This is a genomic window from Acinetobacter harbinensis, assembly GCF_000816495.1.
Classification (GTDB): domain Bacteria; phylum Pseudomonadota; class Gammaproteobacteria; order Pseudomonadales; family Moraxellaceae; genus Acinetobacter; species Acinetobacter harbinensis.
This window is the reverse complement of sequence record NZ_JXBK01000001.1, coordinates 1,161,241-1,184,628: the sequence shown is the minus strand read 5'-3', so window position 1 is coordinate 1,184,628 and position 23,388 is coordinate 1,161,241. Positions and strand designations below refer to the sequence as shown.

At 41.4% G+C, this 23,388-nt stretch carries 17 protein-coding genes and 2 tRNA genes; 9 read left to right on the top strand and 10 right to left on the bottom strand.

Annotated elements, in window-relative coordinates:
• The first annotated feature begins 4 nt into the window (after positions 1–4).
• A complete protein-coding gene (locus SE27_RS05515) occupies positions 5–1,837 on the top strand; it encodes a phosphoenolpyruvate carboxykinase (GTP) (RefSeq protein ID WP_039621572.1) in 1,833 nt (610 codons plus the stop codon).
• A gap of 90 nt (positions 1,838–1,927) precedes the next feature.
• On the opposite strand, the gene glpD is transcribed toward SE27_RS05515, so the two are convergent.
• Positions 1,928–3,445, bottom strand: coding sequence for a glycerol-3-phosphate dehydrogenase (gene glpD / locus SE27_RS05510; RefSeq protein WP_039621571.1), 1,518 nt, complete (start codon positions 3,443–3,445; stop codon positions 1,928–1,930).
• A 306-nt stretch (positions 3,446–3,751) separates the two neighbouring features.
• Here glpD and SE27_RS05505 point away from each other — a divergent pair, with 306 nt between their 5' ends.
• Together SE27_RS05505 and SE27_RS05500 are read left to right on the top strand one after the other, a co-directional pair.
• The gene (locus SE27_RS05505) at positions 3,752–5,059 is read left to right on the top strand and encodes an MFS transporter (protein WP_039621569.1); all 1,308 of its coding nucleotides are present in this window, start codon (positions 3,752–3,754) and stop codon (positions 5,057–5,059) included.
• A gap of 154 nt (positions 5,060–5,213) precedes the next feature.
• Positions 5,214–5,642, top strand: coding sequence for a hypothetical protein (locus SE27_RS05500; protein WP_039621567.1), 429 nt, complete (start codon positions 5,214–5,216; stop codon positions 5,640–5,642).
• 40 nt (positions 5,643–5,682) lie between these two features.
• On the opposite strand, the gene SE27_RS05495 is transcribed toward SE27_RS05500, so the two are convergent.
• Both SE27_RS05495 and folD read right to left on the bottom strand, forming a co-directional pair.
• Positions 5,683–6,351 (bottom strand): class I SAM-dependent methyltransferase, encoded by a 669-nt coding sequence (locus tag SE27_RS05495; protein WP_039621565.1) that lies wholly within the window; start codon positions 6,349–6,351, stop codon positions 5,683–5,685.
• A 331-nt stretch (positions 6,352–6,682) separates the two neighbouring features.
• Positions 6,683–7,531, bottom strand: coding sequence for a bifunctional methylenetetrahydrofolate dehydrogenase/methenyltetrahydrofolate cyclohydrolase FolD (gene folD, locus SE27_RS05490; RefSeq protein WP_039621563.1), 849 nt, complete (start codon positions 7,529–7,531; stop codon positions 6,683–6,685).
• Positions 7,532–7,683: 152 nt separating this feature from the next.
• Between folD and SE27_RS05485 the strand changes: the two genes are divergently transcribed.
• Both SE27_RS05485 and SE27_RS05480 read left to right on the top strand, forming a co-directional pair.
• Positions 7,684–7,757, top strand: a tRNA-Cys gene (locus SE27_RS05485).
• Between the two features lie 12 nt (positions 7,758–7,769).
• A tRNA-Leu gene (locus SE27_RS05480) sits at positions 7,770–7,855 on the top strand.
• Positions 7,856–8,053: 198 nt separating this feature from the next.
• Here the strand turns inward: SE27_RS05480 and SE27_RS05475 are convergent.
• Positions 8,054–9,046, bottom strand: a complete 993-nt coding sequence (locus SE27_RS05475; RefSeq protein WP_039621562.1) for an NAD(P)H-quinone oxidoreductase — start codon at positions 9,044–9,046, stop codon at positions 8,054–8,056.
• A 131-nt stretch (positions 9,047–9,177) separates the two neighbouring features.
• On the opposite strand from SE27_RS05475, the gene SE27_RS05470 reads away from it, so the two are divergent.
• The gene (locus SE27_RS05470; protein ID WP_039621560.1) at positions 9,178–9,501 is read left to right on the top strand and encodes a thioredoxin family protein; all 324 of its coding nucleotides are present in this window, start codon (positions 9,178–9,180) and stop codon (positions 9,499–9,501) included.
• Between the two features lie 274 nt (positions 9,502–9,775).
• Here SE27_RS05470 and cysN read toward each other — a convergent pair whose 3' ends face one another.
• Together cysN and cysD are read right to left on the bottom strand one after the other, a co-directional pair.
• Entirely contained in the window at positions 9,776–11,392 is a 1,617-nt protein-coding gene (cysN, locus tag SE27_RS05465; RefSeq protein WP_039621558.1) for a sulfate adenylyltransferase subunit CysN, read from the bottom strand.
• Positions 11,393–11,441: 49 nt separating this feature from the next.
• The gene (gene cysD, locus SE27_RS05460) at positions 11,442–12,350 is read right to left on the bottom strand and encodes a sulfate adenylyltransferase subunit CysD (RefSeq protein ID WP_171160741.1); all 909 of its coding nucleotides are present in this window, start codon (positions 12,348–12,350) and stop codon (positions 11,442–11,444) included.
• Between the two features lie 651 nt (positions 12,351–13,001).
• On the opposite strand from cysD, the gene SE27_RS05455 reads away from it, so the two are divergent.
• From SE27_RS05455 to pgaB (SE27_RS05445), 3 genes are all read left to right on the top strand, one after another.
• A complete protein-coding gene (locus SE27_RS05455; RefSeq protein ID WP_039621554.1) occupies positions 13,002–13,646 on the top strand; it encodes a YqiJ family protein in 645 nt (214 codons plus the stop codon).
• Between the two features lie 33 nt (positions 13,647–13,679).
• Complete coding sequence (locus SE27_RS05450) at positions 13,680–15,398, top strand: flotillin family protein (protein WP_039621552.1); 1,719 nt, start codon at positions 13,680–13,682, stop codon at positions 15,396–15,398.
• A 454-nt stretch (positions 15,399–15,852) separates the two neighbouring features.
• The gene (gene pgaB, locus SE27_RS05445; RefSeq protein ID WP_081406877.1) at positions 15,853–17,079 is read left to right on the top strand and encodes a poly-beta-1,6-N-acetyl-D-glucosamine N-deacetylase PgaB; all 1,227 of its coding nucleotides are present in this window, start codon (positions 15,853–15,855) and stop codon (positions 17,077–17,079) included.
• On the opposite strand, the gene pgaD is transcribed toward pgaB (SE27_RS05445), so the two are convergent.
• Genes pgaD through pgaA form a run of 4 tightly spaced genes read right to left on the bottom strand, consistent with a single transcriptional unit; the run spans position 17,051 to position 23,109 of the window.
• Positions 17,051–17,551, bottom strand: a complete 501-nt coding sequence (gene pgaD, locus SE27_RS05440) for a poly-beta-1,6-N-acetyl-D-glucosamine biosynthesis protein PgaD (RefSeq protein WP_148308920.1) — start codon at positions 17,549–17,551, stop codon at positions 17,051–17,053. The two genes, pgaB (SE27_RS05445) and pgaD, sit on opposite strands and share 29 nt — an antisense overlap.
• Complete coding sequence (gene pgaC, locus SE27_RS05435) at positions 17,544–18,812, bottom strand: poly-beta-1,6-N-acetyl-D-glucosamine synthase (protein WP_039621549.1); 1,269 nt, start codon at positions 18,810–18,812, stop codon at positions 17,544–17,546. Before pgaC ends, pgaD begins: the two co-directional genes overlap by 8 nt.
• A complete protein-coding gene (gene pgaB / locus SE27_RS05430) occupies positions 18,812–20,590 on the bottom strand; it encodes a poly-beta-1,6-N-acetyl-D-glucosamine N-deacetylase PgaB (protein WP_406564547.1) in 1,779 nt (592 codons plus the stop codon). The genes pgaC and pgaB (SE27_RS05430) overlap by 1 nt, the downstream gene beginning before the upstream one ends.
• A 59-nt stretch (positions 20,591–20,649) precedes the next feature.
• A complete protein-coding gene (pgaA, locus tag SE27_RS05425; protein WP_052251748.1) occupies positions 20,650–23,109 on the bottom strand; it encodes a poly-beta-1,6 N-acetyl-D-glucosamine export porin PgaA in 2,460 nt (819 codons plus the stop codon).
• Positions 23,110–23,388: the final 279 nt, after the last annotated feature.

The following is a 23,388-nucleotide window of genomic DNA, read 5'->3' as shown; positions in this document are numbered from 1 at the left end:
CACCATGACCGAAGTGAACGCACCAGAATTCGTTCGTCACCCTAAGCTTATTGCATGGGTTGAAGAAATTGCAAAATTAACGCAACCAGCAAAAATTGAATGGTGTGATGGCAGCGCTGAAGAATATCAACGTCTTATCGACTTGATGATCGCGAACGGCACCATGCAAGCGCTTAACCAAGACAAGCATCCTGGTTCTTACTTAGCCAATTCTGATCCTTCTGACGTTGCTCGTGTTGAAGGTCGCACATATATCTGCTCAGAAAAACAAGAAGACGCAGGTGCGACAAACAACTGGGAAGCGCCTGCAGAAATGCGCGCGCGTTTGAACGGTTTATTTGCAGGATCAATGAAAGGACGTACGTTGTATGTCGTACCTTTCTCTATGGGGCCTTTAGGCAGCCATATTGCACATATCGGTATCGAACTGACTGACTCAGCGTATGTTGCTGTCAGCATGTCTAAAATGGCGCGTATGGGTAAAGCGGTTTATGACGTTTTGGGTACAGATGGTGAATATGTACCTTGCGTACATACTGTTGGTGCGCCGCTTGAAGCGGGTCAAAAAGACGTTTCATGGCCGTGTAATCCTGAAAAATACATCGTACATTATCCTGAAACGCGTGAAATCTGGTCTTATGGTTCAGGTTACGGCGGTAATGCATTACTGGGTAAAAAATGCTTGGCCTTACGTATTGCCTCATTTATGGGTCGTCAACAAGGCTGGTTAGCTGAACACATGTTGATCCTTGGTGTGACCAATCCACAAGGTGAAAAACATTACATCGCAGCGGCGTTCCCATCAGCGTGTGGTAAAACCAACTTTGCAATGTTGATTCCACCAGCAGGTTATGAAGGCTGGAAAATTGAAACTGTCGGCGACGATATTGCTTGGATCAAACCAGGTGAAGATGGTCGCTTATATGCCATCAATCCAGAAGCTGGTTTCTTTGGTGTAGCACCCGGTACCAACACCAAAACCAATCCAAACTGTATGGCCACCATGACACACGACGTGATCTATACCAACGTTGCTGTGACAGACAACGGTGAAGTGTGGTGGGAAGGTCTGACCAAAGAAGCGCCAGCCAATTTAACCAACTGGAAAGGTCAAACACATACGGCTGGTGAAAAAGCCGCTCATCCAAATGCGCGCTTTACTGTAGGTGCAGGTCAATGCCCTTCAATTGATGCGGACTGGGAAAACCCAGCGGGCGTACCAATTTCTGCATTCATCTTTGGTGGTCGCCGTGCTGATACTGTGCCTTTAGTATCTGAAGCATTCGACTGGGTCGATGGCGTATATAAAGCTGCCACCATGGGTTCTGAAACCACTGCAGCTGCTGTGGGTCAACAAGGTATTGTGCGCCGCGATCCATTTGCGATGCTGCCGTTTGTTGGTTACAACATGGCAGATTACTTCGCACACTGGTTAGAAATGGGTGAGCAAGTTGCAGTGAAAGCTGAAGCTGCCGGCAACAAATTACCGAAAATCTTTAATGTAAACTGGTTCCGCCGCGATGCTGAGGGTAACTTCGTATGGCCTGGTTTCGGTCAAAACATGCGTGTGCTTGAGTGGATGATCGATCGTTGTGAAGGTCGCGCTGAAGCGACTAAAACCCCAATTGGTCTAGTTCCAACGTATGAGCAATTGAACTGGAACGGCATTGATTTCTCTAAAGAGCAATTCGATACCGTTACAGCGCAAGACAAAGGACAATGGATTAAAGAGCTTGAAAGCCACACCGAACTGTTCACGAAATTAGGTGATCGCTTACCGGCTGCATTGAAAATTCGTCAAAACGAACTTTTAAAAGCGGTTCAAGAATCTGCTTAAGTCTGATTTATTGATCAAGCTTTAAGATAAAAAGGTCACTTCGGTGACCTTTTTTTATAGCTATTTTTTAACCTTTATCTGCTCAACACTTTAAGCGGCGTTGGCTTGCGCTCTTTTTAAATGCAGTTTTAACAGATACTGATCCAGCACTTGAATTTCATCCAGACTGAACTGAAAACCAAGCTTGCTTCTACGCCATAAAATATCTTGACTGCTGATTGCCCATTCCTGCTCGACCAAATAATCGACTTCTTTGGCATATAAGCCATGAGCAAAATCTTGACCCAAATCATCCAGTGTCCTTACCGCCTGTAAAAAGATCCATACCCGCGAACCATAAGCATGTGCCCAACGAAAAGCCAACTCAAACGGCACATCTGATACCGTTTGCATGATTTGCGCAATTAACTGCTCCACTGAAAGCAAATTTTCCGCACCGGGCAATAAAGCTGTGGCGGTCCATGGCTTTTTCATCTCTGGAAAAAATATGGCCAAGTGTTTTAAGGCCGATTCTGCCAACTTTCGATAGGTGGTAAGTTTACCGCCAAAGACTGACAATAGTGGCGCGGCATTTTCCTGCTGTGATACAGCCAAAGTATAATCACGGGTAATGGCCGAGGGATTATCCGACTCATCATCACATAAAGAGCGCACCCCAGAATAGCTCGCAAAAATATCTTGCCGCGTTAATTGATGTTTAAAATGCGCATTATAAACGTTGAGCAAGTAATCAATTTCTGTCTCAGTAATCTGAACGTGGTCTAAATCACCTTGATACTCACGATCGGTGGTGCCAATTAAGGTATATTGCGTTAAATAAGGAATAGCAAAAACGATACGCTGATCCTCATTTTGTAGAATAAAGGCTTTATCTTCAGCGTAGATTTTTGGCACAATAATATGACTGCCTTGCACCAAGCGCAGGCCATGTGGCGATTTTTGCTGTAAATTATTTTGAATAAATTGCGCCACCCAAGGCCCAGCAGCATTGACCAAGGCTTTTGCTTGCACGTGGTAAATCCCTTGTGCATTTTGTAACTCGACCATCCAAAGGCCATGCTGTTGATGTGCGGATATACAACGCGTTTGTGTGGCTATTTTTGCACCGAGTTCATGTGCTTGTAGCGCATTTAAAATCACCAAACGTGCGTCATCGACCACACAATCAGAATATTCAAAGCCCTGTGTAATTTCTGCTTTTAAAGGACTGCTGCTGGCAGCAAACCTTATCGATTTGGATGCGGCTAATTTTTTCCGTTTGCCCAAATGATCATATAAAAATAAACCGGTGCGAATCAGCCATGCCGGACGTAAATGTGGCTGATGCGGCATGATAAAGCGTAATGGACGAATAATATGCGGCGCTTTAGCCAATAATACTTCTCGCTCCGCCAATGCCTCACGTACCAAACGAAACTCTTTATGTTCCAAATAACGCAAACCACCATGAATTAACTTACTGCTGGCAGAGGAGGTATGGCTGGCCAAGTCATCTTTTTCACATAAAAAAACTGATAACCCTCGCCCCACGGCATCCACCGCAATACCGACACCATTGATGCCACCCCCAATAACCACAACATCATAAATTGGATGATTTACTGGCATGCGCACCTCCTGTTATCGGGCGTAAAGTAGAGAATTTATTTTTTATTGTTCTTAAAAACTTAACACTATTCAAAATGAAATGACACCCAGAAATGACTGAATCACCAGATAAAGATAAAATAACACCAGCATCAGATGGCTGAAAAATTAAAACGCATACGATGCTTTTAAATACTGCCTTCAAATTATTAGAATTTAAATCATCAGTTTTGCACACTTTTCATACAAAATTAAAAACTGCGGCGCTTATACCCACAAAATAATTGGCCTAGTATTTAGAAATAACAACAAAATGGACTGCTCGCTATGATTGAAAACAATGTGCCACAAGTGACATTAGACACCAAAACACGGGTCAAATCTATTTTGGGCGGCTCAGCGGGCAACTTAGTCGAATGGTATGACTGGTATGTATATGCTGCATTCACCTTATATTTTGCGCACTCATTTTTCCCCAAAGGCAGCCAAACCGCACAACTGCTACAAGCTGCTGCCATTTTTGCCGTCGGCTTTTTAATGCGCCCGATTGGGGCGTGGATTATGGGTATTTATTCAGACAGAAAGGGCCGAAAATCAGGTCTAACTTTCTCTGTCACCCTGATGTGTATTGGTTCTTTAATGATTGCCATCGCTCCAACGCATGATCAAGTCGGTATATTGTCACCCATTATTTTGGTTGTGGCGCGCTTAATTCAAGGCTTAAGTGTCGGTGGAGAATATGGTGCCAGTGCCACCTACTTAACCGAAATGGCCGATAAAGACCGACGTGGTTTTTTCTCTAGCTTTCAGTATGTGACCTTAATTGCCGGACAGCTTACCGCTTTATGTGTATTACTCATTTTACAGTTTGTACTGACTGAGCAGCAGTTGCATGCTTGGGGCTGGCGAATCCCCTTCTTTATTGGAGCATGTTTAGCCATTGTGGTGTTTTATATCCGCCGTGGATTACTTGAAACGCAGTCCTTTAAAAATGTAAAAAAAGACAAAGATCAACCTCAATCCAGCATGTTTTCATTGTTTAAAAACTATCCAAAACAAGCTTTTACCGTGCTATTTTTAACCGCCGGCGGTACAGTGGCCTTTTATACCTATACCACGTATCTACAAAAATACTTGGTGAACACCTCTGGCTTTAGTAAACCGCAAGCCACACAAATCACCACCCTCGCACTGTTTATTTTTATGTGCTTACAACCCTTTGCCGGTGCTTTATCAGATCGAATTGGTCGTAAACCATTGATGATTGGCTTTGGTGTTCTGGGGGTATTATTTACCTACTTCTTGTTTGATAAACTAGGTCAAACTCATGATTACTGGTCGGCATTTTGGATTTCTTTAGCTGGTTTAGTCATTGTCACGGGCTATACTTCAATTAATGCGGTGGTGAAAGCCGAGATGTTTCCAGCGCATATTCGCGCCTTAGGCGTTGCACTGCCGTATGCTTTGGCCAATACCTTGTTTGGTGGAACAGCGGAGTTTTTTGCACTGAGCTTTAAAGAAGCCGGTCATGAATCGTGGTTCTTTATTTATGTCACCATTTTAATTTCAATTTCGTTGGTGGTGTATATCTTTATGAAAGACACCAAATACAATTCAGAAATTAAAGAACACTAATCCCTCAACATTTTTTAAGCAGCCTTTCTCTTTGTGAAAGGCTTTTTTATAAGCACCAATCCAAAGCTTCTACCCGAATAGCACTGGATTCGATCGTTAAAAAACCCCGCCTGTGGCATACTTAAATCGACAAGAACAATCGGAACTTTTGAATATGAATAACACTTACAAATTACTCGGTTTGGCTTTTCTGAGCTTTGGCTTAGCGGCATGTCAAAGTGCTCCGCATGCATACAATGGCAATGTCGGCTATCAAATCGAAAGCCAGTCCGCAACATCTGCCACTTTGGCTTATACCTTGGCCGGTCGCAAAAACCAAGAACTGGATAAAATCAAATTACAACGCGCTTGTCAAAAAGTACTGGGCGCGCAGAATGAATATCGTTTAACCATATTAAGTATTAATGAAATTGCCAACCCTGCGCTGCAAACCGAGCAATATGGCCGTCAACTCGGACAAAGTCGCACCAGCATTGGCTTAAGCAATACTCCTGACTTGTACAACAATGAAAATATTGCCAATCGCCAATCGTTAGATGCACGTCCAAGCACGCTGTATGTTGTGCGCTATATGTGTTCTTAAGGATAATTAAGGCACGACTTCAATACAAAGACGCTGTGAATTACAGCGTCTTATAAAAACTAACATTGCGAAATTCTTTGGATTCATCTAAGTCCGGCCACGTGGTGGCACTGCGCTCATCCAGTTTTTGATATTGAGGATGACTAAAATTTTTCACCCGACTGTCTGCGACCCAAACTTCACTGGAAAATTTTAAAAATTCATCTAAGAAAAAACGATTGCACTGATCATATAAAACATCTGCGGCCAACAGCACATCAACCGGTTCTGCTTGATATAAATCTTCTAAATATTCCAGTTCCACCCCGTTTAATTCTGCATTGGCACGACAAGCATCTAAACTAATTGGATCGATATCACAACAGATCACACGGTTTGCCCCTGCCATCTTCGCGGCAATCGCCACCACGCCTGATCCTGCACCAAAGTCGAGTACCACTTTGCCTTTGACATGCTGTGGCTCTGCCAGCAACCACTGCGCCATTGCCAGACCCGATGCCCAACAGAAAATCCAATATGGCGTATCGTTCCAAATTCGGCGAATCACTTCATCATCTAAACGATCGGTTGGAAAAACCGGTGGAATGAGCCACAGCGAAATAGGCGTTTCAGGCAATTGCTGTGCAAGTAGTTCACAGTCTGGAATCACTTCATGCAGGGCTTGAATTAAATGTTCGGGAGGTTTAGCCCATTGAAACGTACAGCTCATGTAAATAAAACCTTTGTGCTTATATATGTATGAAATAATTCAAAAAATCTAATACGCGTAATCGTCACTCACTAACTATTCGAGGCAGCGCTACATTTAAAGTTTAATGTAGCTGCGATTGATAGGATAAGTGATGTTTTATGACGAGTTTTGTGGATGACAATGATTTTGCCTAGTTTTGCCAAAACTAAAACAGATCAAACCGAAGATTATTCCAAAAACTCAATTTATAAAGAGAGCACACATTATTTAGAGAGCACCCTCCTTCATATAAAATAAAAGCCACGCAAACTTAAAATTCACATAGCTTTTATTCAAACCGGATGGGACTTTAAGTTAACGCTTTTTCAGCCGCTTCAACAGTTTGACGAATCAAAGTGGTAATGGTCATCGGACCTACGCCACCCGGAACGGGAGTATAGGCAGAAGCGACTTCTTCAATCCCAACCAATTGAATATCGCCTACACCACCACCTTCACGTGGATGAAAACCAGCATCAACCACAACAGCGCCCTGTTTGATCCAATCTTTTTGGATTAATTCTGCTTTACCGACGGCACCAACAATAATATCGGCTTGTTTCACCAGTTCAGCCAGATTTTTAGTGCGTGAATGGCAAATGGTCACGGTGGCATTGGCTTGTAACAACATCATTGCCATTGGTTTACCCAAAATAGCAGAACGACCGACAACCACAGCATGCTGACCGGCAATTTCAATCTTGTTTTCTTGTAAAATAGTCATGATCCCAGCAGGTGTGGCTGAACCATAGGCGGCTTCACCCATCGCCATGCGACCGAAACCGAGACAGGTGACACCATCGACATCTTTGGTTAAGGCAATGGCATCGAAACATGCGCGTTCATCAATTTGTGCCGGTACAGGATGTTGCAACAAAATCCCGTGCACATCTGGATTAGCATTGAGTTTTTCAATTTCAGCCAATAATTGTTCAGTGGTGGTCTCGCTACCCAGTTCAACTTTTAATGAATCCATGCCCACACGGCGGCAAGCATTGCCTTTCATGCGCACGTACGTTGCAGATGCACCATCATCACCGACCAAAATAGTCGCCAGAATTGGAGTGCGACCGGTTTTTGCTTTTAACGCGTCTACACGTGCGAATAAGTCAGTTTCAATTTTTTTTGCTAATGCACGACCATCTAAAACCAATGCCACGGCACACCTCCAAAGTAGATCTGAATCAATTTTGCAAATAATACATGATTATTTAGGCATTTTTATTCTATCTGCCGAATTTATGTGCATATACACTGTTTCTAGTATTGTTTTTTTTTCAAAGATTGCTAATATGTGCATCACCAAGAGATGGCGGGGTGGCAGAGTGGTCATGCAGCGGACTGCAACTCCGTGTACGCCGGTTCGATTCCGACCTCCGCCTCCAATCTTGTGTAACGCCCGGGTGGTGAAATAGGTAGACACAGGGGATTTAAAATCCCCCGCCCACAAAGCGTGCCGGTTCGAGTCCGGCCCCGGGCACCATTTTAAAGTGACTTTAAAATGGTGAATAAAGAATCCAGCTTAGTGCTGGTTTTTTTATGTCTGTTATTTCAGTAGCGATGAAATCAAACATCAAACGTTCAGCACAGCATATTCTTTTGCATGATCAAATATTCTCTTGCTGTTCTACAGCAATGCCCCCTTATCTTAAGCAGATAAAGGGACCTGCATCATTCAGACTTAAAGCACATTCACCACAATCTTACCGATATGTTCGCCAGTATCCATCGCGATATGTGCATCAACAATTTGATCAAAGTTAAAGGTTTTATAAATCATCGGCAAACATTCACCTTTGGCCCAAAACGGTGCAACCTGTTGCTGTAAACCTTGGGCAATTTCAGCTTTTTCTGCCGTGGTACGTGCACGCATGGTTGATCCGGTAATGGTCAAGCGCTTCATCATAATTTGACCCAGTTTGACCTCTTTGGCTTTAGCACCCCCTAAGAAAGCGATATAAACCAAACGGCCATCACGGCGCAGTAAGTTTAAATTACGCTCTAAATACGGTGCGCCGACCATATCTAAAATGATATCCACCCCAGCGTTGTCGGTTTTTTCATTAATGACTTGTTCGAAGTCTTGTGTTTTATAGTTAATGCCAGTGGTTAAATGCGCAATGGCTTGGATTTTATCGTCTGAACCGACGGTGGCAAAGGTTTGAATGCCAAGCGCTTTACAGAGCATTAAAGCAGTGGTACCGATGCCACTACTTCCACCATGCACCAAAACGGTTTCGCCGGCTTTGGCTTGGCCCATTTGAAACACGTTTGCCCATACCGTAAAGAAGGTTTCAGGAATGGCTGCGGCTTGGGTAAAACTCAACCCTTCAGGGATCACTAACGTTTGGCTTGCAGGCACCACACAATATTCGGCATAACCGCCGCCATTGGTTAAACCACAGACTTTATCGCCTACTTTAAATTGAGTGACCTCTGCACCCACTGCCACAATCTCTCCTGCAACTTCTAAGCCCGGTACAGGTGTGACATCTTTAGGCATCGGATATAAGCCTTGACGCTGTAAAATATCGGGACGATTGATCCCAAAAGCATGCACTTTCACCAAAACTTCCTCTGCTTGCGCAGTAGGAATGGTTACCGTTTCATAGGCTAATTTTTCTGGACCACCAACTTCGCTAATAATAACCTGTTGCATCTGTGCCTGTGACATGTGAAGACTTCCCTTTTATTTTGGATTTCAATGGTGCTGATTGTATTTGAACATAAAGCCCGAACAGAATGAAGAACAGTGGACTTATGTATAATCATGGATATATTTAATCGCTTGATCGAGAGAAATGTATGACTGAAATAATGCAATATAATGAAAATAATTATCGTGATTATGAGCAATATAGAGGATTCGCAGTCATTCGTTTTTATGCCAGATGGTGTGCGCCCTGTATGCAAAACTATGCTGTTTTTGAGCAATTAACCACGATGTTTGGGCAGCATATAAAGTTTGGCACAGTAAATGTCGACCAAGCGCCTATTTTGACCTTGCGCTATAACGTTTACGGCTTACCTTCGACGCTTATTTTTCAGGATGGTGTTGTTATACAACGCATTGCAGGCGTGAAGACTTTAGCTGAATACATGCAAATTTTTAAACAACTTGGCCTGTAAGTTTGATTTTTAAGTTTCCGCTCTGATGTTAAGCATTTAAAGAATGCAGGCAAAGTGGGCTATGTTTGGAACTTGAGATAATAAAATTCCTTATTTCTATGATACTCATATTCTTTATCACTGCTTGCTGTGCTGAGAATAACCGTAGCGAGCAGCTTAAACGCAAAAGAAATTAATTTAAAAACTTTATTTTCACTCTATTTTCATCCTTAGCATCATAAAAATGAATCAAAAAAACCCGCCTTTAAGCGGGTTTTTTTTAATGCGCTCGATTTTATAAACGAACCAATTGCCCAATTCTTTCTGCCAACTCTTCAATGCTATCTTCAGCAAAGCTTGCATCGGTACCTTCAGTCACAGCCGTAATCACGGCAATTCCGGTTTCACGTAGCAAGGCCACTTGTGCAGCATCTAAATCTGCTTTGGCAATCACCACAATCCCTTGTTGAAGCAATAAACTTTCAAGTGCTTGTGCATGTTGCAAAGCTTTGGCAGGCACGCTAATAGACGCAGGTTTTTGTCCTAAACGTGCCGCACGGTCTTCCGCTGTGACTGGATTGCTATGCGCAGACCATTCCACAGACTCTTCCACCATGCCTGCACCAATCGTGACGTTATTTAAACGATCAATGAAGATAAACGAGCCGGTATAGCGGCTGTCTTGATAACGATCAAACACCACCGGTGCATCAAATTCAACCGTAACATTGGCAATTGCATTGAGTTCAAGACTTTCAACTTGCATCTGCTCTAGCGTATTCACATTGGTGCGATAGTGAATTGCTGTGACTTTGGCAGGCACCGTTTGTGTGCCAATCTTAATGTTATACAATTTACCCAGTACCAAAGGTTGATCGGCCATCCACACCACAGTGGCTTTCACTGCACGGGAAATGGTCGGTACACCCTGATCGGCACGTACCAACATATTGCCGCGCGAGACGTCAATCTCATCGTTCAGGGTTAATGTCACCGCTTGACCGGCAAAAGCATGCTCAAGATTGCCATCAAAAGTGACGATTTCTTTCACCGTTGAGGCTTTCCCTGATGGCAAGGCAATAATTTTATCGCCGACATGAATTTCACCAAGTGCAATAGTGCCGGCAAAACCACGGAAGTCGAGATTCGGACGATTGACATATTGCACCGGAAAACGAAAATCGCGTTTTATCGTTTCACGGTTAATCTGCACCGACTCCAGCGTACCCATTAAGGTTTCACCCGTGTACCACGGTGTATGCTCCGAAACATTCACCACGTTATCGCCATTTAAGGCAGAAATTGGGGTAAAGATGATATTGCTAGGCTTACGCGCGCCCAACTGGCTAACAAAATTGGCGTAATCAGCTTGAATTTCATTGAAACGTGTTTCAGAAAATTCCACCAAATCCATTTTGTTAATGGCAACCACAATGTTCTTAATACCCAAAAGACTGGCAATATAAGTATGACGACGGGTTTGCGTTTGCACCCCATAACGCGCATCAATCAAAATAATTGCCAAATCACAGGTCGATGCACCGGTGGCCATGTTACGCGTGTATTGCTCATGCCCCGGAGTATCGGCAATGATGAACTTACGCTTTTCTGTCGAGAAATAACGATAAGCCACATCAATGGTAATGCCCTGCTCACGTTCGGCTTGTAAACCATCCACCAATAAGGCTAAGTCAGGTGCATCTCCCGTGGTACCGACTTTTTTCGAGTCACGGGTCACCGCTTGTAATTGATCTTCATAAATCAATTTCGAGTCATACAGTAAACGGCCAATTAAGGTACTTTTACCATCATCGACGTTACCGCAGGTTAAAAAGCGCAGTAAGTCTTTATTTTCATGTTGTTTTAAATAACCCAAGATATCTTGGCTGATTAAATCCGACTGATGAGACATGCTCAAAGCTCCACAATATATTGAAATCGTTTTAGATAAGACATAAAGCTTAGAAATAACCTTCTTGCTTTTTCTTTTCCATCGAGCCCGCTTCATCATGGTCAATCATGCGACCTTGACGCTCTGAACTGGTGGCAAGCAACATCTCTTGGATAATTTCTGGCAAGTTATCAGCCTTGGATTCAACCGCACCCGTTAACGGATAACAGCCTAAAGTACGAAAACGTACCGATTTCATTTGTGCAACTTCGCCCTCAAAGAGTGGCATGCGTTCATCATCAACCATAATTAAAGTGCCACTGCGTTCAACTACAGGACGTTCTGCGGCCAAATATAACGGCACCAAAGGAATGCTTTCCAAATAGATATATTGCCAAATATCCAGTTCAGTCCAATTGGACAATGGGAAGACACGAATACTTTCGCCTTGATTGACTTTACCGTTGTATAAATTCCACAATTCAGGACGTTGGTTTTTCGGATCCCAACGATGTTTATGATCACGGAATGAATACACGCGTTCTTTGGCACGTGATTTTTCTTCATCACGGCGCGCGCCACCAAAGGCGGCATCAAATTTATATTTATCTAAAGCTTGTTTTAAGCCTTGGGTTTTCATGATGTCGGTATATTTGGAACTACCATGATCAAATGGGTTGATTCCAGCGTCTTTGCCTTCTTTATTTTGATGCACAATCAAATCGAAACCATGGGTTTTTGCCATGTTGTCACGAAAGGTAATCATCTCTTTAAACTTCCAACCAGTATCGACATGCAATAATGGAAAGGGAAGTTTGGCTGGATAAAATGCTTTCATCGCCAGATGCAGCATGACTGCTGAATCCTTACCAATAGAATACAACATGACCGGATTTTCAAATTCGGCAGCCACTTCACGGATAATGTGAATACTCTCAGCTTCAAGCTGTTTAAGATGAGTAAGTCTTTCCTCATTTATGGACATCGACAACACCAACTCAGATCAACGTGTATTGATTACACTTTATTAAAAAAATATTTATTCATTATAAAGATTTAGTTAGCGCAACTATTGCTTGTTTTATGATATTAATATGCAAAATTATCATATAAAAACGATCCGATGATAAAGCTCAATTGATGCTCAGACTGTGTTTAAAATAAGTAGTTTTTATAAAAATTTGACTTATCTCTACATACAAAATTAACAGATAAAAACCTCCATCAACGCGTCCACTGACTCAAAATTCGTACTCTGTTATAGCTCATTTTAGGATGTCACTAAGATCAAGAATAAGCCGACAAACAGCTATGCAACGCTTGAGAACAATATTTAAATGATAAGATTGAAAACACCTCAGTACGGCCACAAGGCTTACTGTGAATTTGCATCTATTTGATAATCCTATATAGAGATTTTTGTGCGAGATTTTTTAAGCAGATGAAGCGTACTGTATATTTTGGATTAAAAACCCTACACTGCATAGGTAATTCAGCGGTGATTTACACGACAAATTGCGTTTTTATTTAGACATCTCCCCGCTTGGATGCTATCTTGACTCGAATTTATTTTGTAAATAAGAATTAATAACGCTTACATAGCAACTCAAACAAATATAGAGAAAAATTAATGTGGGAACTCATTGCTCATCCATCCAACCTCATTTTTAGCATTTCAATTTGCTTGATGTTGTTATTCGGCATTTTAGAGCTGGTTTTACTGTTGTTGGGTGGCGGCTCACAAGGCTTTTTAGAACAACTTTTACCCGATGATTTTAGCGCTGGGTCAAATACAGCGTTCAATTTAGATACTGCATCTAGTATTTTTGGTCAGGTTTTGGATTGGTTGTATCTTGGCCGTATTCCACTGTTTGTTTGGTTGATTATTTTCTTAACCATTTATGGTTTAAGCGGTTTTATTCTTCAAAATATTTTCTATTCTTTTAGCGCACAATTTTTTAGCGCTTGGATTATTGCGCCCGCCTGTTTATTTCTGAGCATGCCTTTGGTGCGTTATAGCAGTATGCTTTTGGCTAAAATTCTGCCCCAAGATGAAAGCACCGCTATTTATAGTGAAGAATTGATTGGCCGCACAGCGCTAATCATTTTAGGTCAAGCCAAAATCAATTCTCCTGCCCAAGCCAAAGTAAAGGATCAGTTTGGACAAATGCACTATGTCATGGTTGAGCCAGAACAAGATGAAATTTTTCAACAAGGTCAATCGGTCATTTTAACCCAAAGAACCAAAATTGGTTTTCAAGCCATCACCCTTTAATTTTTTACTTTTAATAAAACCATTGAGACAACAATGTTAACGTCAAATTTATACAATATCTTAATTATCGCGGGTGTCATTTTTGCCGCGTTTGTCATTATCGGTATGCTAATTGCTAAGCTGTATCGCCGCTCGAGTAAAGAAATTTCTTTTGTGCGAACCGGTTTTGGTGGGGAAAAAGTGATTCTAGGCGGTGGTGCTATTGTGCTGCCTATTTTGCATGAAACCATTCCAGTAAATATGAATACCCTACGTTTAGAAGTACGCCGCGCAGATGATCAAGCACTCATCACCCGCGATCGGATGCGTGTTGATGTCATGGCAGAGTTTTATGTTCGCGTGAAACCTACGGCTGAATCGATTGCGACAGCGGCGCAAACCTTGGGCCAAAAAACCATGTCACCGAATGAGCTCAAAAATCTAGTTGAAGGCAAATTTGTCGACTCTCTACGTGCCGTCGCGGCTGAAATGGCGATGGAAGAACTGCATGAAAAACGCGTCGACTTTGTACAAAAAGTTCAGCAAGTGGTCTCCGAAGATTTATTTAAAAATGGCTTAGAACTAGAAACAGTTTCTCTAACCGGCTTAGATCAAACTGGCTTTAAATATTTTAATCCGCAAAATGTCTTTGATGCCGAAGGTTTAACCAAGCTCACCGAAACTATTGAAGATCGTCGCCGTAAGCGCAATCATATTGAACAAGATACTGATCTGGCCATTCGAACCAAAAACCTAGAAGCAGAACAAGCTCGTTTACAAATTTTGCGTGAAGAAGAATATGCAAAAATGCAGCAAGAGCGTGAAATTTCAATTCGTAAAGCTGAACAAATGGCGGAAATTGCCATCCAAGAAGCAGCGAAAAAGCGTGAAGCCGAAGAAGCCCGTATTGCTGCTGAACGTGAAGTGGATTTAAAAAGCATTACCGCAGCGCGCGATGTTGAAAATCAAAATATTCAAAAATCACAAATTATTCAACAAGCACAAGTAGAACAGAAAAAAACCATTGAATTGGCTGAACAAATCCGTGCCATTGCCGTTGCAGAAAAATCTCGTGAAGAATCTGAAGCGAAAGCATTGGCCGATCGTGCGCGTGCTGAAGCGGTAAAAGCAGAAGAAGAAGTTATTACCGTACGTGAAACACAACGTGCAGAACGTCAAAAAGCGGTTGAATTGGTTGCAGCCAAACAAGCTGCCGAAAAAGATGCCATTGCCATTACCGTTGCTGCCGAAGCAGGGAAAAAAGCAGCAATTGATGATGCCGAAGCGGTACGGATTGGCGCTGAAGCGGATGCAGAAAAAGAACGCTTAAAAGCCAAAGGTCAAGCAGATGCGAAAATTTTGTTGGCTGAAGCGATGCAAAAACAATATCAAGTTGATGCAGAAGGTACACGCGCGGTCAATGAAGCCAATAATATCTTGTCATCTGAACAGGTCGAAATGCAAATTCGCTTGGCCTTATTAAAATATCTCCCAGAGATTATCCGTGAAAGCGTAAAACCGATGGAAAATATTGAAGGAATTAAAATTTTACAAGTCAATGGCTTAGGCGGTATGGGCAGCAGTACCGCACATGCTGATGAAACCTCACCACATGCACAAACGGCATTATCGGATCAAGTGGTGAATAGTGCCCTGCGTTATCGCACCCAAGCACCGCTGATTGATAGCTTGATGAATGAATTGGGTATACAAGGCGGCGATATTAATGGTCTTACGCAAAGCTTAAAGCCTCAGGTTAAAGCGGCCCATTAATCTGTTTGGATGTTAAAAAATGCAGCCTTTGGGCTGCATTTTTCGTTTTAGCCTGCTCACACTCATCTAATCCATTGATTTAGGCACAGCAGCGCGCTATATACAGAAAAGTAGATCATTGACCAGCCGCATAAAAATCACAATAAAGATAGAATTTTTCAGCAGCATGCTAAATATAAAAACTAAATCACACTTTACAAACAATCTGTCTATTTGTTTTATAATACGCTGCAACCATACAGCCGCATGGATGAGAACGTATAAATAGACGTCATCATTTACCGCTGTATTTAAAATAAGCAGAAATAAAAAATAAAGAGCTTAATGTCTTTTACACAGATGGTGAATTTTTATGCCGAACTATTTAAGCAATTAAGTCCTGATTTTGTAGTCCATTTTTAAGCCTTTTATAAACCATCCTTTTTTCTATCACTAAAAAAGAGTACGACTCAACATGATTAATCTAAAGCCTTTTTATAAAAATATTTTATGCTCCAGCCTATATTTAAGTTTAGCGTCTCTACCGTTATCGGCCTGTTCAGCAGGTTTGGTCGAAATTAAAAATCATCCGATTGATGCAGTGGTCGAGCAAAATAAAAACCCCAATCCTTTCACTTCAAAAACAGCCGTACATAAAATTAATCAAATGCGCATCATGCACATTGATATCGATTATATTTATGATAAAGATAAGCAGCAGCAACAAAACAATATTAATGAACTGTTAAAGCGTATCAACATCATTCAACCAAACACTATTTTCTTACAAGCTTTTGCCGATCCTGATGCCAATGGTTCAGCGGATCAAGTGTATTTTAAAAACCGCCATATTCCGTTAAGAGATGATCTTTTTCCAATATTGCTCAACCAAATTCGCAGCAAAACCAAAGTTCAACAAGTCTATGCATGGCTGCCTTTAATGGCATGGGAATTTCCCAAAAACTATAATCTGTCTTATGTGTCGCATATGCAAGGTGGGAAATCTGGCTATATTCGAGTATCGCCATTTGATCCGAAAAATCTAAGCTATGTGGCAGATATTTTTTCAGATTTTCTTAAAAATAATGCAGTAGATGGCATTTTGTATCATGATGATATTACCCTAAGCGATTATGAGGATGCCTCACCTGCTGCGCAAAAAATGTATCAAACGTTGGGCTTTAATGCCAAGCAGCTTTTAAATCAACCCAATCATCCACAACAATTAGAATTCGCGCAATTTAAAACTGCATATCTGGACCAATTTGCCGCAGGCATTACCAAAATTTTAAAACAACAAAATCCCCAGCTCTTAACAGCACGTAATATGTATGCACCGGTTGTGCTTAACCCGCAAAGCGAAAATTGGTTTAGTCAGTCCATGCCCAGTACTTACCAATATTATGACTACAATGCCATCATGGCGATGCCTTATATGGAAGAAGCCACCAATCATCAGCAATTCTATTTAGACTTAATTGAGCGAACAAAAAAATACGACCCAAATTTGGATCGTACAATTTTCGAGCTACAAGCAGTCAATTGGCATAATAATCAAAAAATTCCCACTCAAGAGTTAATTGACACAATGCAGTGGTTAGAAAAACACGGGGTCAAACATATTGGTTACTATCCTGACGATTTTGTCAGCCAACATCCTGACGCCAGCAAAATTAAAGTCGTTTTTTCAAACTTTGATTAGTTTCAAAAAACTCCAGTCGCCCATCTTCATCATAATATAAGGTTAAATTTTTGGCCTGTTGCATATTTAAAATATCCACAGGATTAACCTTAAAGCTAATTGCCAATTGTTCTTCATTCACCGACACAGGAGCGCTACGGCGCTCCTTGCCGGCGAAACGTACCCAGTTATAAGTGGCCCAAAGCAGTAACACCACAATAAAGATCAAAATCATTGTGGCAAGATGTACCAAACTTAAAGGACTGGTCGGCTCTGCTTGCACAATCATTTGCTGATAAATGGTTTTACCTTCAAATAACCAAAAAAAGATGGTAAGCAGTGGCATAAATAACCACATAAACAAAAACCAACCGGCTATTTGTAAACTATAACCGACGCTTTTATTACGCACGTATTCAGGACGATCGATATACTCTGGCAGTTCCAGTTTAGATTCGTCTTCAATAATAACCGATGAATTCATATTAGTCATTTTCTAACTCTCCTCTAAACCCACGGTCTGGACTGATCCAACGTGCCCGTTTTTGCGTTTTAAAAATTGTTTTCGGTAAGGCCACAATGGTGGTCAACATGGTTAAAATCCAGAAGAACAATGGATACCAAATCACCCAAAAGTAGTTCCTAAACAGGCGATCTTTATCATACGGTTTATCAATAAACAGACTCACAAAGAACTGCATGAGACAGGTCATACCCAAGATAATGCCGTACCACTGCGGGAACAGCGATTGAATTGCCCACTCGCCCGGCAAAGAGAAAAACAGCCCATAGAAATATAAAGCAATAATCCCAAACATCACGTAAGCCCATACCACACTAACGATTGACTCGATAACAATGGGCCACATACGGCGTAACTTTAGATTAAACAAACGCGGCAAATAAGCGAATAATACTTCAATTCCACCTTGTGCCCAGCGTAGACGTTGTTTCCACAGGCCGTTTAGGGTTTCTGGCATATAGATATAACACAGTGCGCGTGGCACATACTGCAAATCCCAATGGTCAAATTGTAGACGCCACGACACATCAATATCTTCAGTGATCATGTCATCACGCCAATAGCCAATGCGATCTAATGCGGTTTTACGAAACCCTGCAATCACCCCTGATACGGTAAAAATACGCCCATAAGTACGCTGTGCGCGCTTAATTAAGCCAATAATTGAGGAGAACTCCCCAACCTGAATTTTACCCAAAATACTAGAGCGGTTAATAATACGTGGATTACCGGTCACTGCACCGACACGTGGATAACTGGTGAGATGATGCATCATCCACAATACCGCATGCGGATGTAATAAAGCATCACCATCAATACACACCAGATATTCATGTTGACTGACCATGGCTCCAGCACGTAGTGCATAGGCTTTACCTTGGTTTTCAGCCAAATGAACCACACGCAATTTTGGATATTCCAACATCAGCTGATCTAAAATTTCAGCAGTTCGATCCTGACTACCATCATTCACCGCAATCACTTCAAAATCTGGATACTGCGTTTGCATGGCGAATTTAATGGTTTCGCGAACCTGTGCTTCCTCATTAAAACAGGGAATAATAATACTGCAGCCATGCTCGCTCGGCTTGGGAAGTACACTTTGCTTACGTTCATGTTTTAAGTAGAACCATAGTCCGCCTGCAATCCAAATCCAAGCCATAAATAAAGGATAGAAAAAAGCGAAACCAAAATAAAAATCACTGAAGCTCAATAAATTAAACTTATCCATTATCTAATCCCCTTCATAACATTGGTTTCATAGGGATTGCGATAACTCAAAGGACTATCATTGGCACTCAATTGCGCATAAAGATGCTCTTGAATATTTTTACCCATATCTAATTGATAGTCTGCAATACCAATTTTCTGAATAGACAGACTCTTTAAAATCTCATAATCACGTTGATACTGCTTCCACTGCTTTGCTGAAGCATTGGGTTTAATGGTAAAACTGACTATTAAATGTTGTTGCTGCTGATCGTTAAGTTGTGCTACTTGCTTTTTCAATGCCTTAAATGTGCTTGGGTTTTCAATTGGATCAAGCTCAAGATAGAGAAAATCAGCATATTTTAAACTTTGTTCAAGCAGCGGTTTTAAACCCTCTAGACGTTTATTGTTAACACTCATCTTCAGTGCAGTTTGATAGTTATTACTGATATTGGAGTAATACTTGGCCTGTGCCTTGGTGCGCTCTTTAACGTCTAAAACCTGTGCAATTTTTGCAGTACAATTGGCATCCCATTGTCGATTTTCAATCGCACAGGAAAGCTCATCGCCAGTTTCTAGCATTAAACCTTCAATCGAGCTATTATTTTTCACCAAATCAGCGGTAAGCTTTGCCAAATCGATATGCTGTTTGGTTTCTAAACTTAACGGTAGTTCTGCATAAACACGATTACTAATACGCGTGCGCGCTTGCCAAACTGTACGATTTAATAGGTCTTGACGCATTGGCAATTGCTGATTCGGGAAATATGCCACATCAATTTTACCATCGTGATTTTCATCACCCACCACTTTCAACAGCATGACATTGGTTTTTAATGCATTCACTTGATTCAGCAATTGTCCTAACTTTACATCGAAGCTGGGGTTGTCTGGACTCACCATTTCAGATAAATCATAAGCAACATAACGCTTGGCTTGTTTATAAGGCGCACGCGCATAGGTCAGAAAATCCAGCATTTCCTCATGAATCATTTCTGGTGTCGGATTCGACATAATCAAAGCACGTTGATAAGTTTTGACGGAATCAGCCAAGGTCGACACGCTGCCTAAACTAAAGGACATCGGCAAACCTGCTCTATTGGCCAACAGTTCACTTTCTTTAGTCACTGCACCATACGGCCAAAAGACGGTTTGCGTGTCAATTCCCAACTCTTGCTTTAATACTTCTTTAGATTTTTTTAAGTCATCTACCACACGGTGTCGATAAGCTTGCTCGCTTTCATAATTTTGTGTTTGTGGCAAATATTCACGGGTGATGGCCGCAGGTTGCATATTTTTTTGTGGATTGGCTAAAATACCATGATGCATATTATCCGAGTGTGAGGCAAACTCAGCTAAACCTGATTTTTGCATTTCACGCATCTGATCCCAAGTCATAATATTACCCACGCCATAAGCTTCGTATGGATCTTTGGTGTTGCCATTAATCCAACTGGTTGGAATGGCAAAAACTGCTGGATAACCATATTGTTTGAGTAAAGGGAAAACACGGTTATAACTGCTCAGCGCACCATCATCAAAGGTTAACAATACCGCTTTAGGCGGCAAAGGCTTTTTAGCTACACGTGCCTGCCACACATCTTCCAAACGAATCGGATTCCAACCTTCTTGTTTAAGCCAAGCAAAATACTGTGCTAGATTTTTGGTACTAATGGCATACATATCGCGGTCGCCTACCGCAGCCACATCATCTCTGACATCGTGAAAAGTTAAAGTCACAAATTGATATTCTTGATTTTCGATTGCAAATTTACTGGTATTGCCTGCATAACTGCTCATCGGCAGCAACATGGTGCTGGTCACACATACGGCTAATAGATTTTTTAATAATAATTTCATTAGAAACGCCCCTCAAAACCAACCATTGCATATGTTCTCTTTTCATCTTCACCGTCATACGGATGAGTGCCCCAACCTAGACCATAATTTAAGTTCCAAGTCCGAGAAAGTTGCCACTCATGTTGGTACAACACGTTATAAACAGGTTTTGAGGAATATCCCTCTTGACCAAAACTACCAATGGTTGCGGCAAAATGCTGATTAAAATGTCGCTCATAATTGCGCCATGTCATCCAATCGTGCTCTAAAGTCAGCTCCACACTGTGACTTTTTTCTGGATTAAAATAACTTACCGGCACATCATCATTTTGACCGTAATAACCCGTTAAACTGGCACTGGTAATATGATGCGGTGACTGATAAATGCGTTGCTGGAAGTAAGCTGAATATTCTTTACGTTTATTGCCATCATCAATATCGGTCAACTGATAAGCTGCACCGGCTTTGGTCGATTCGTTGGCTTGCCAATTGAGCCCAGCCGCATAGGCTTTACCTTCATAGCCTTGTGCCAAGGCCTGTAAAGGAATATCGGCCTGACTGGTGAAACCCAATACATATTGCCAATGATCATTGAGCCATTGCGACCAATTTAATTGCACACCAAAACGATCGCCATCCGTACTTTGTGCCACAGCGATGCTGGCAGCCTGACGATTGGCTTGCCATTCTAGTCCTAGGCCAATGCGCTGATCATCAATATTGCCCTCTTGATATCGTGCTGAGCGATTGTGATGCTCGGCATAGGCACGAAAATTATCATCAAACCATGGACTGTTGATTCGCGTCGTATTTTCCTGCTCTCGACTGCCTTTTAAAAGATTCAGCAAATCAGTGTTATCTGATTTACTTCTAGAAAAAGTACTCTGATGCTGAATAGATGCGTGATTACGATCGGCTAGCTCTTTACGGCTTTTAATCATGCCAGTATCGTCCGCCATAATAGGTTGCAACAAATCATTCATTTTGCGCCATTCAGCAATATTGGTCATGGCTTGCATATTCAACAAATGATTCAAACTGGTGGCTTGATCAACCGGTTCAATTCCATTCCACTGCGCCAGTGTCCACTCTGAACGTTGTGGTTTTTCACGCCAGCGCTGAATTAAGGCCAAATTATTCTGATAACCGACATTATTCGGAGCCTTAGCGACCAAATCTTGAAAATATTTTTCGGCTTTGGCATGCTCATTGCGATAAGCATAGTTCAATCCCACTAGACTTAAATATTCACTGCGATCATCGTGAGTGGCCCGATCGACACCTTTTGCACTGCTATAGCGAAAAGTCGGCAGTAATTTATCCATCGCCAGAATAAGTTGATTGGCTTGATTAAATTTTTCTTGTTCGATTAATGCGTAATACAGGCTTGAATAAACTTTAAAGTCTGCGTAATTTTTTTCACTTAACAGACTGAGGTATTGCACTTCAGCCAATTGAGGCTGCTGAGTTTTAAGATAAGCATCGCCAATCGCGTGTCGCACATATGCCGGCATCTCAGCAATACGCAGTCCTATTTTGGGAATCTGCGCCAACACCTGATCAGAGCGATTTCGAGCATTCAAGGCATACATATATTCATAATAGAACTGACGACGAATCTTCGCATCCTGCGGCAATTCGGCTTCAAATGCGGCCATATCCGTAAGCACTTGATCTAATTTTAAATAGGGTGAATTGTAGGGGTCTCTGTAGGTCGATATTCGATAATACTGAATAGCGTTTTGAATACGAATCGAGAATTGATTAATTTGAACTAAATATTTAAGCTGATTATTCAAGCCTTTGCTTTCAATATAGCGTTCAGCCTTGTCATGCTCTGCATTCACCATTAAGGCCAGCACATACTGTTCTTGCGTGCTCAGATCAGCTCTTTTTTGAACAGCCAACTCTGCGGTGGTTAAGGCTTCAATGGGCATATCTAATATGCGATAGGCATATGACAATTGCGCCAAATAATCTGCGTCAATTTGTTCAGGATTCAGCGTAGCTAAGGTTTTCTTAGCCACGATTTTTTGACCAGATTCTGCTTGTAATACCCCAATCAAGACTTGCCAATTCGGATCACGGTCGATGGCGTAAAATTGCTTGGCATACTGCTCAGCCAAGGCAAATTGTTTTAAGTCGCGCAGTGCTTTTACCACACTCACTTTACCGTATTGAGGAAATTGAGTGGGCTGAATGTTGCTTAAGTAGGAAATATCGGATTCAGTAAACGCATGTGCGGCATATGACAAAACCACAAAGTCGGCAATCAGTTTTTGATGATTCGGTTGCAAGCTTAAAAGCTGTCTAAGTTTTTCTAAACCGACATCGACTTGCCCTTGTTTGATTAAAATAACCGTTTTTTCACGCTGTTGATCAATCGAATCGGTGTCTGGAAATATCAATTCTGCATGTAATAAGGTTGAAAATAGTAGTGTTCCACATGACAACGTAAGTTTATTAAAATTTAATTTCATAATTAAAATATTCTGCATTCGTTATTATCAATGGTGCTATTGTAATCAAAAATGTACTACAAATGAACATAATTCGTTAAATATTGTCATTTATTTCATATTTTTATTTTTAAATGTGATATTAATCACTTTATTTAAATACATAACTCGAAATACAATCATAGCCTATATTTTGATCAATTTAGCTAGCTTAATATTACATTTTCAATCAAATAAGTCTATCCAATAAACAACTCCTTATCAGAAACTTGAATATAGATTATCACTTTGAGTAAATTA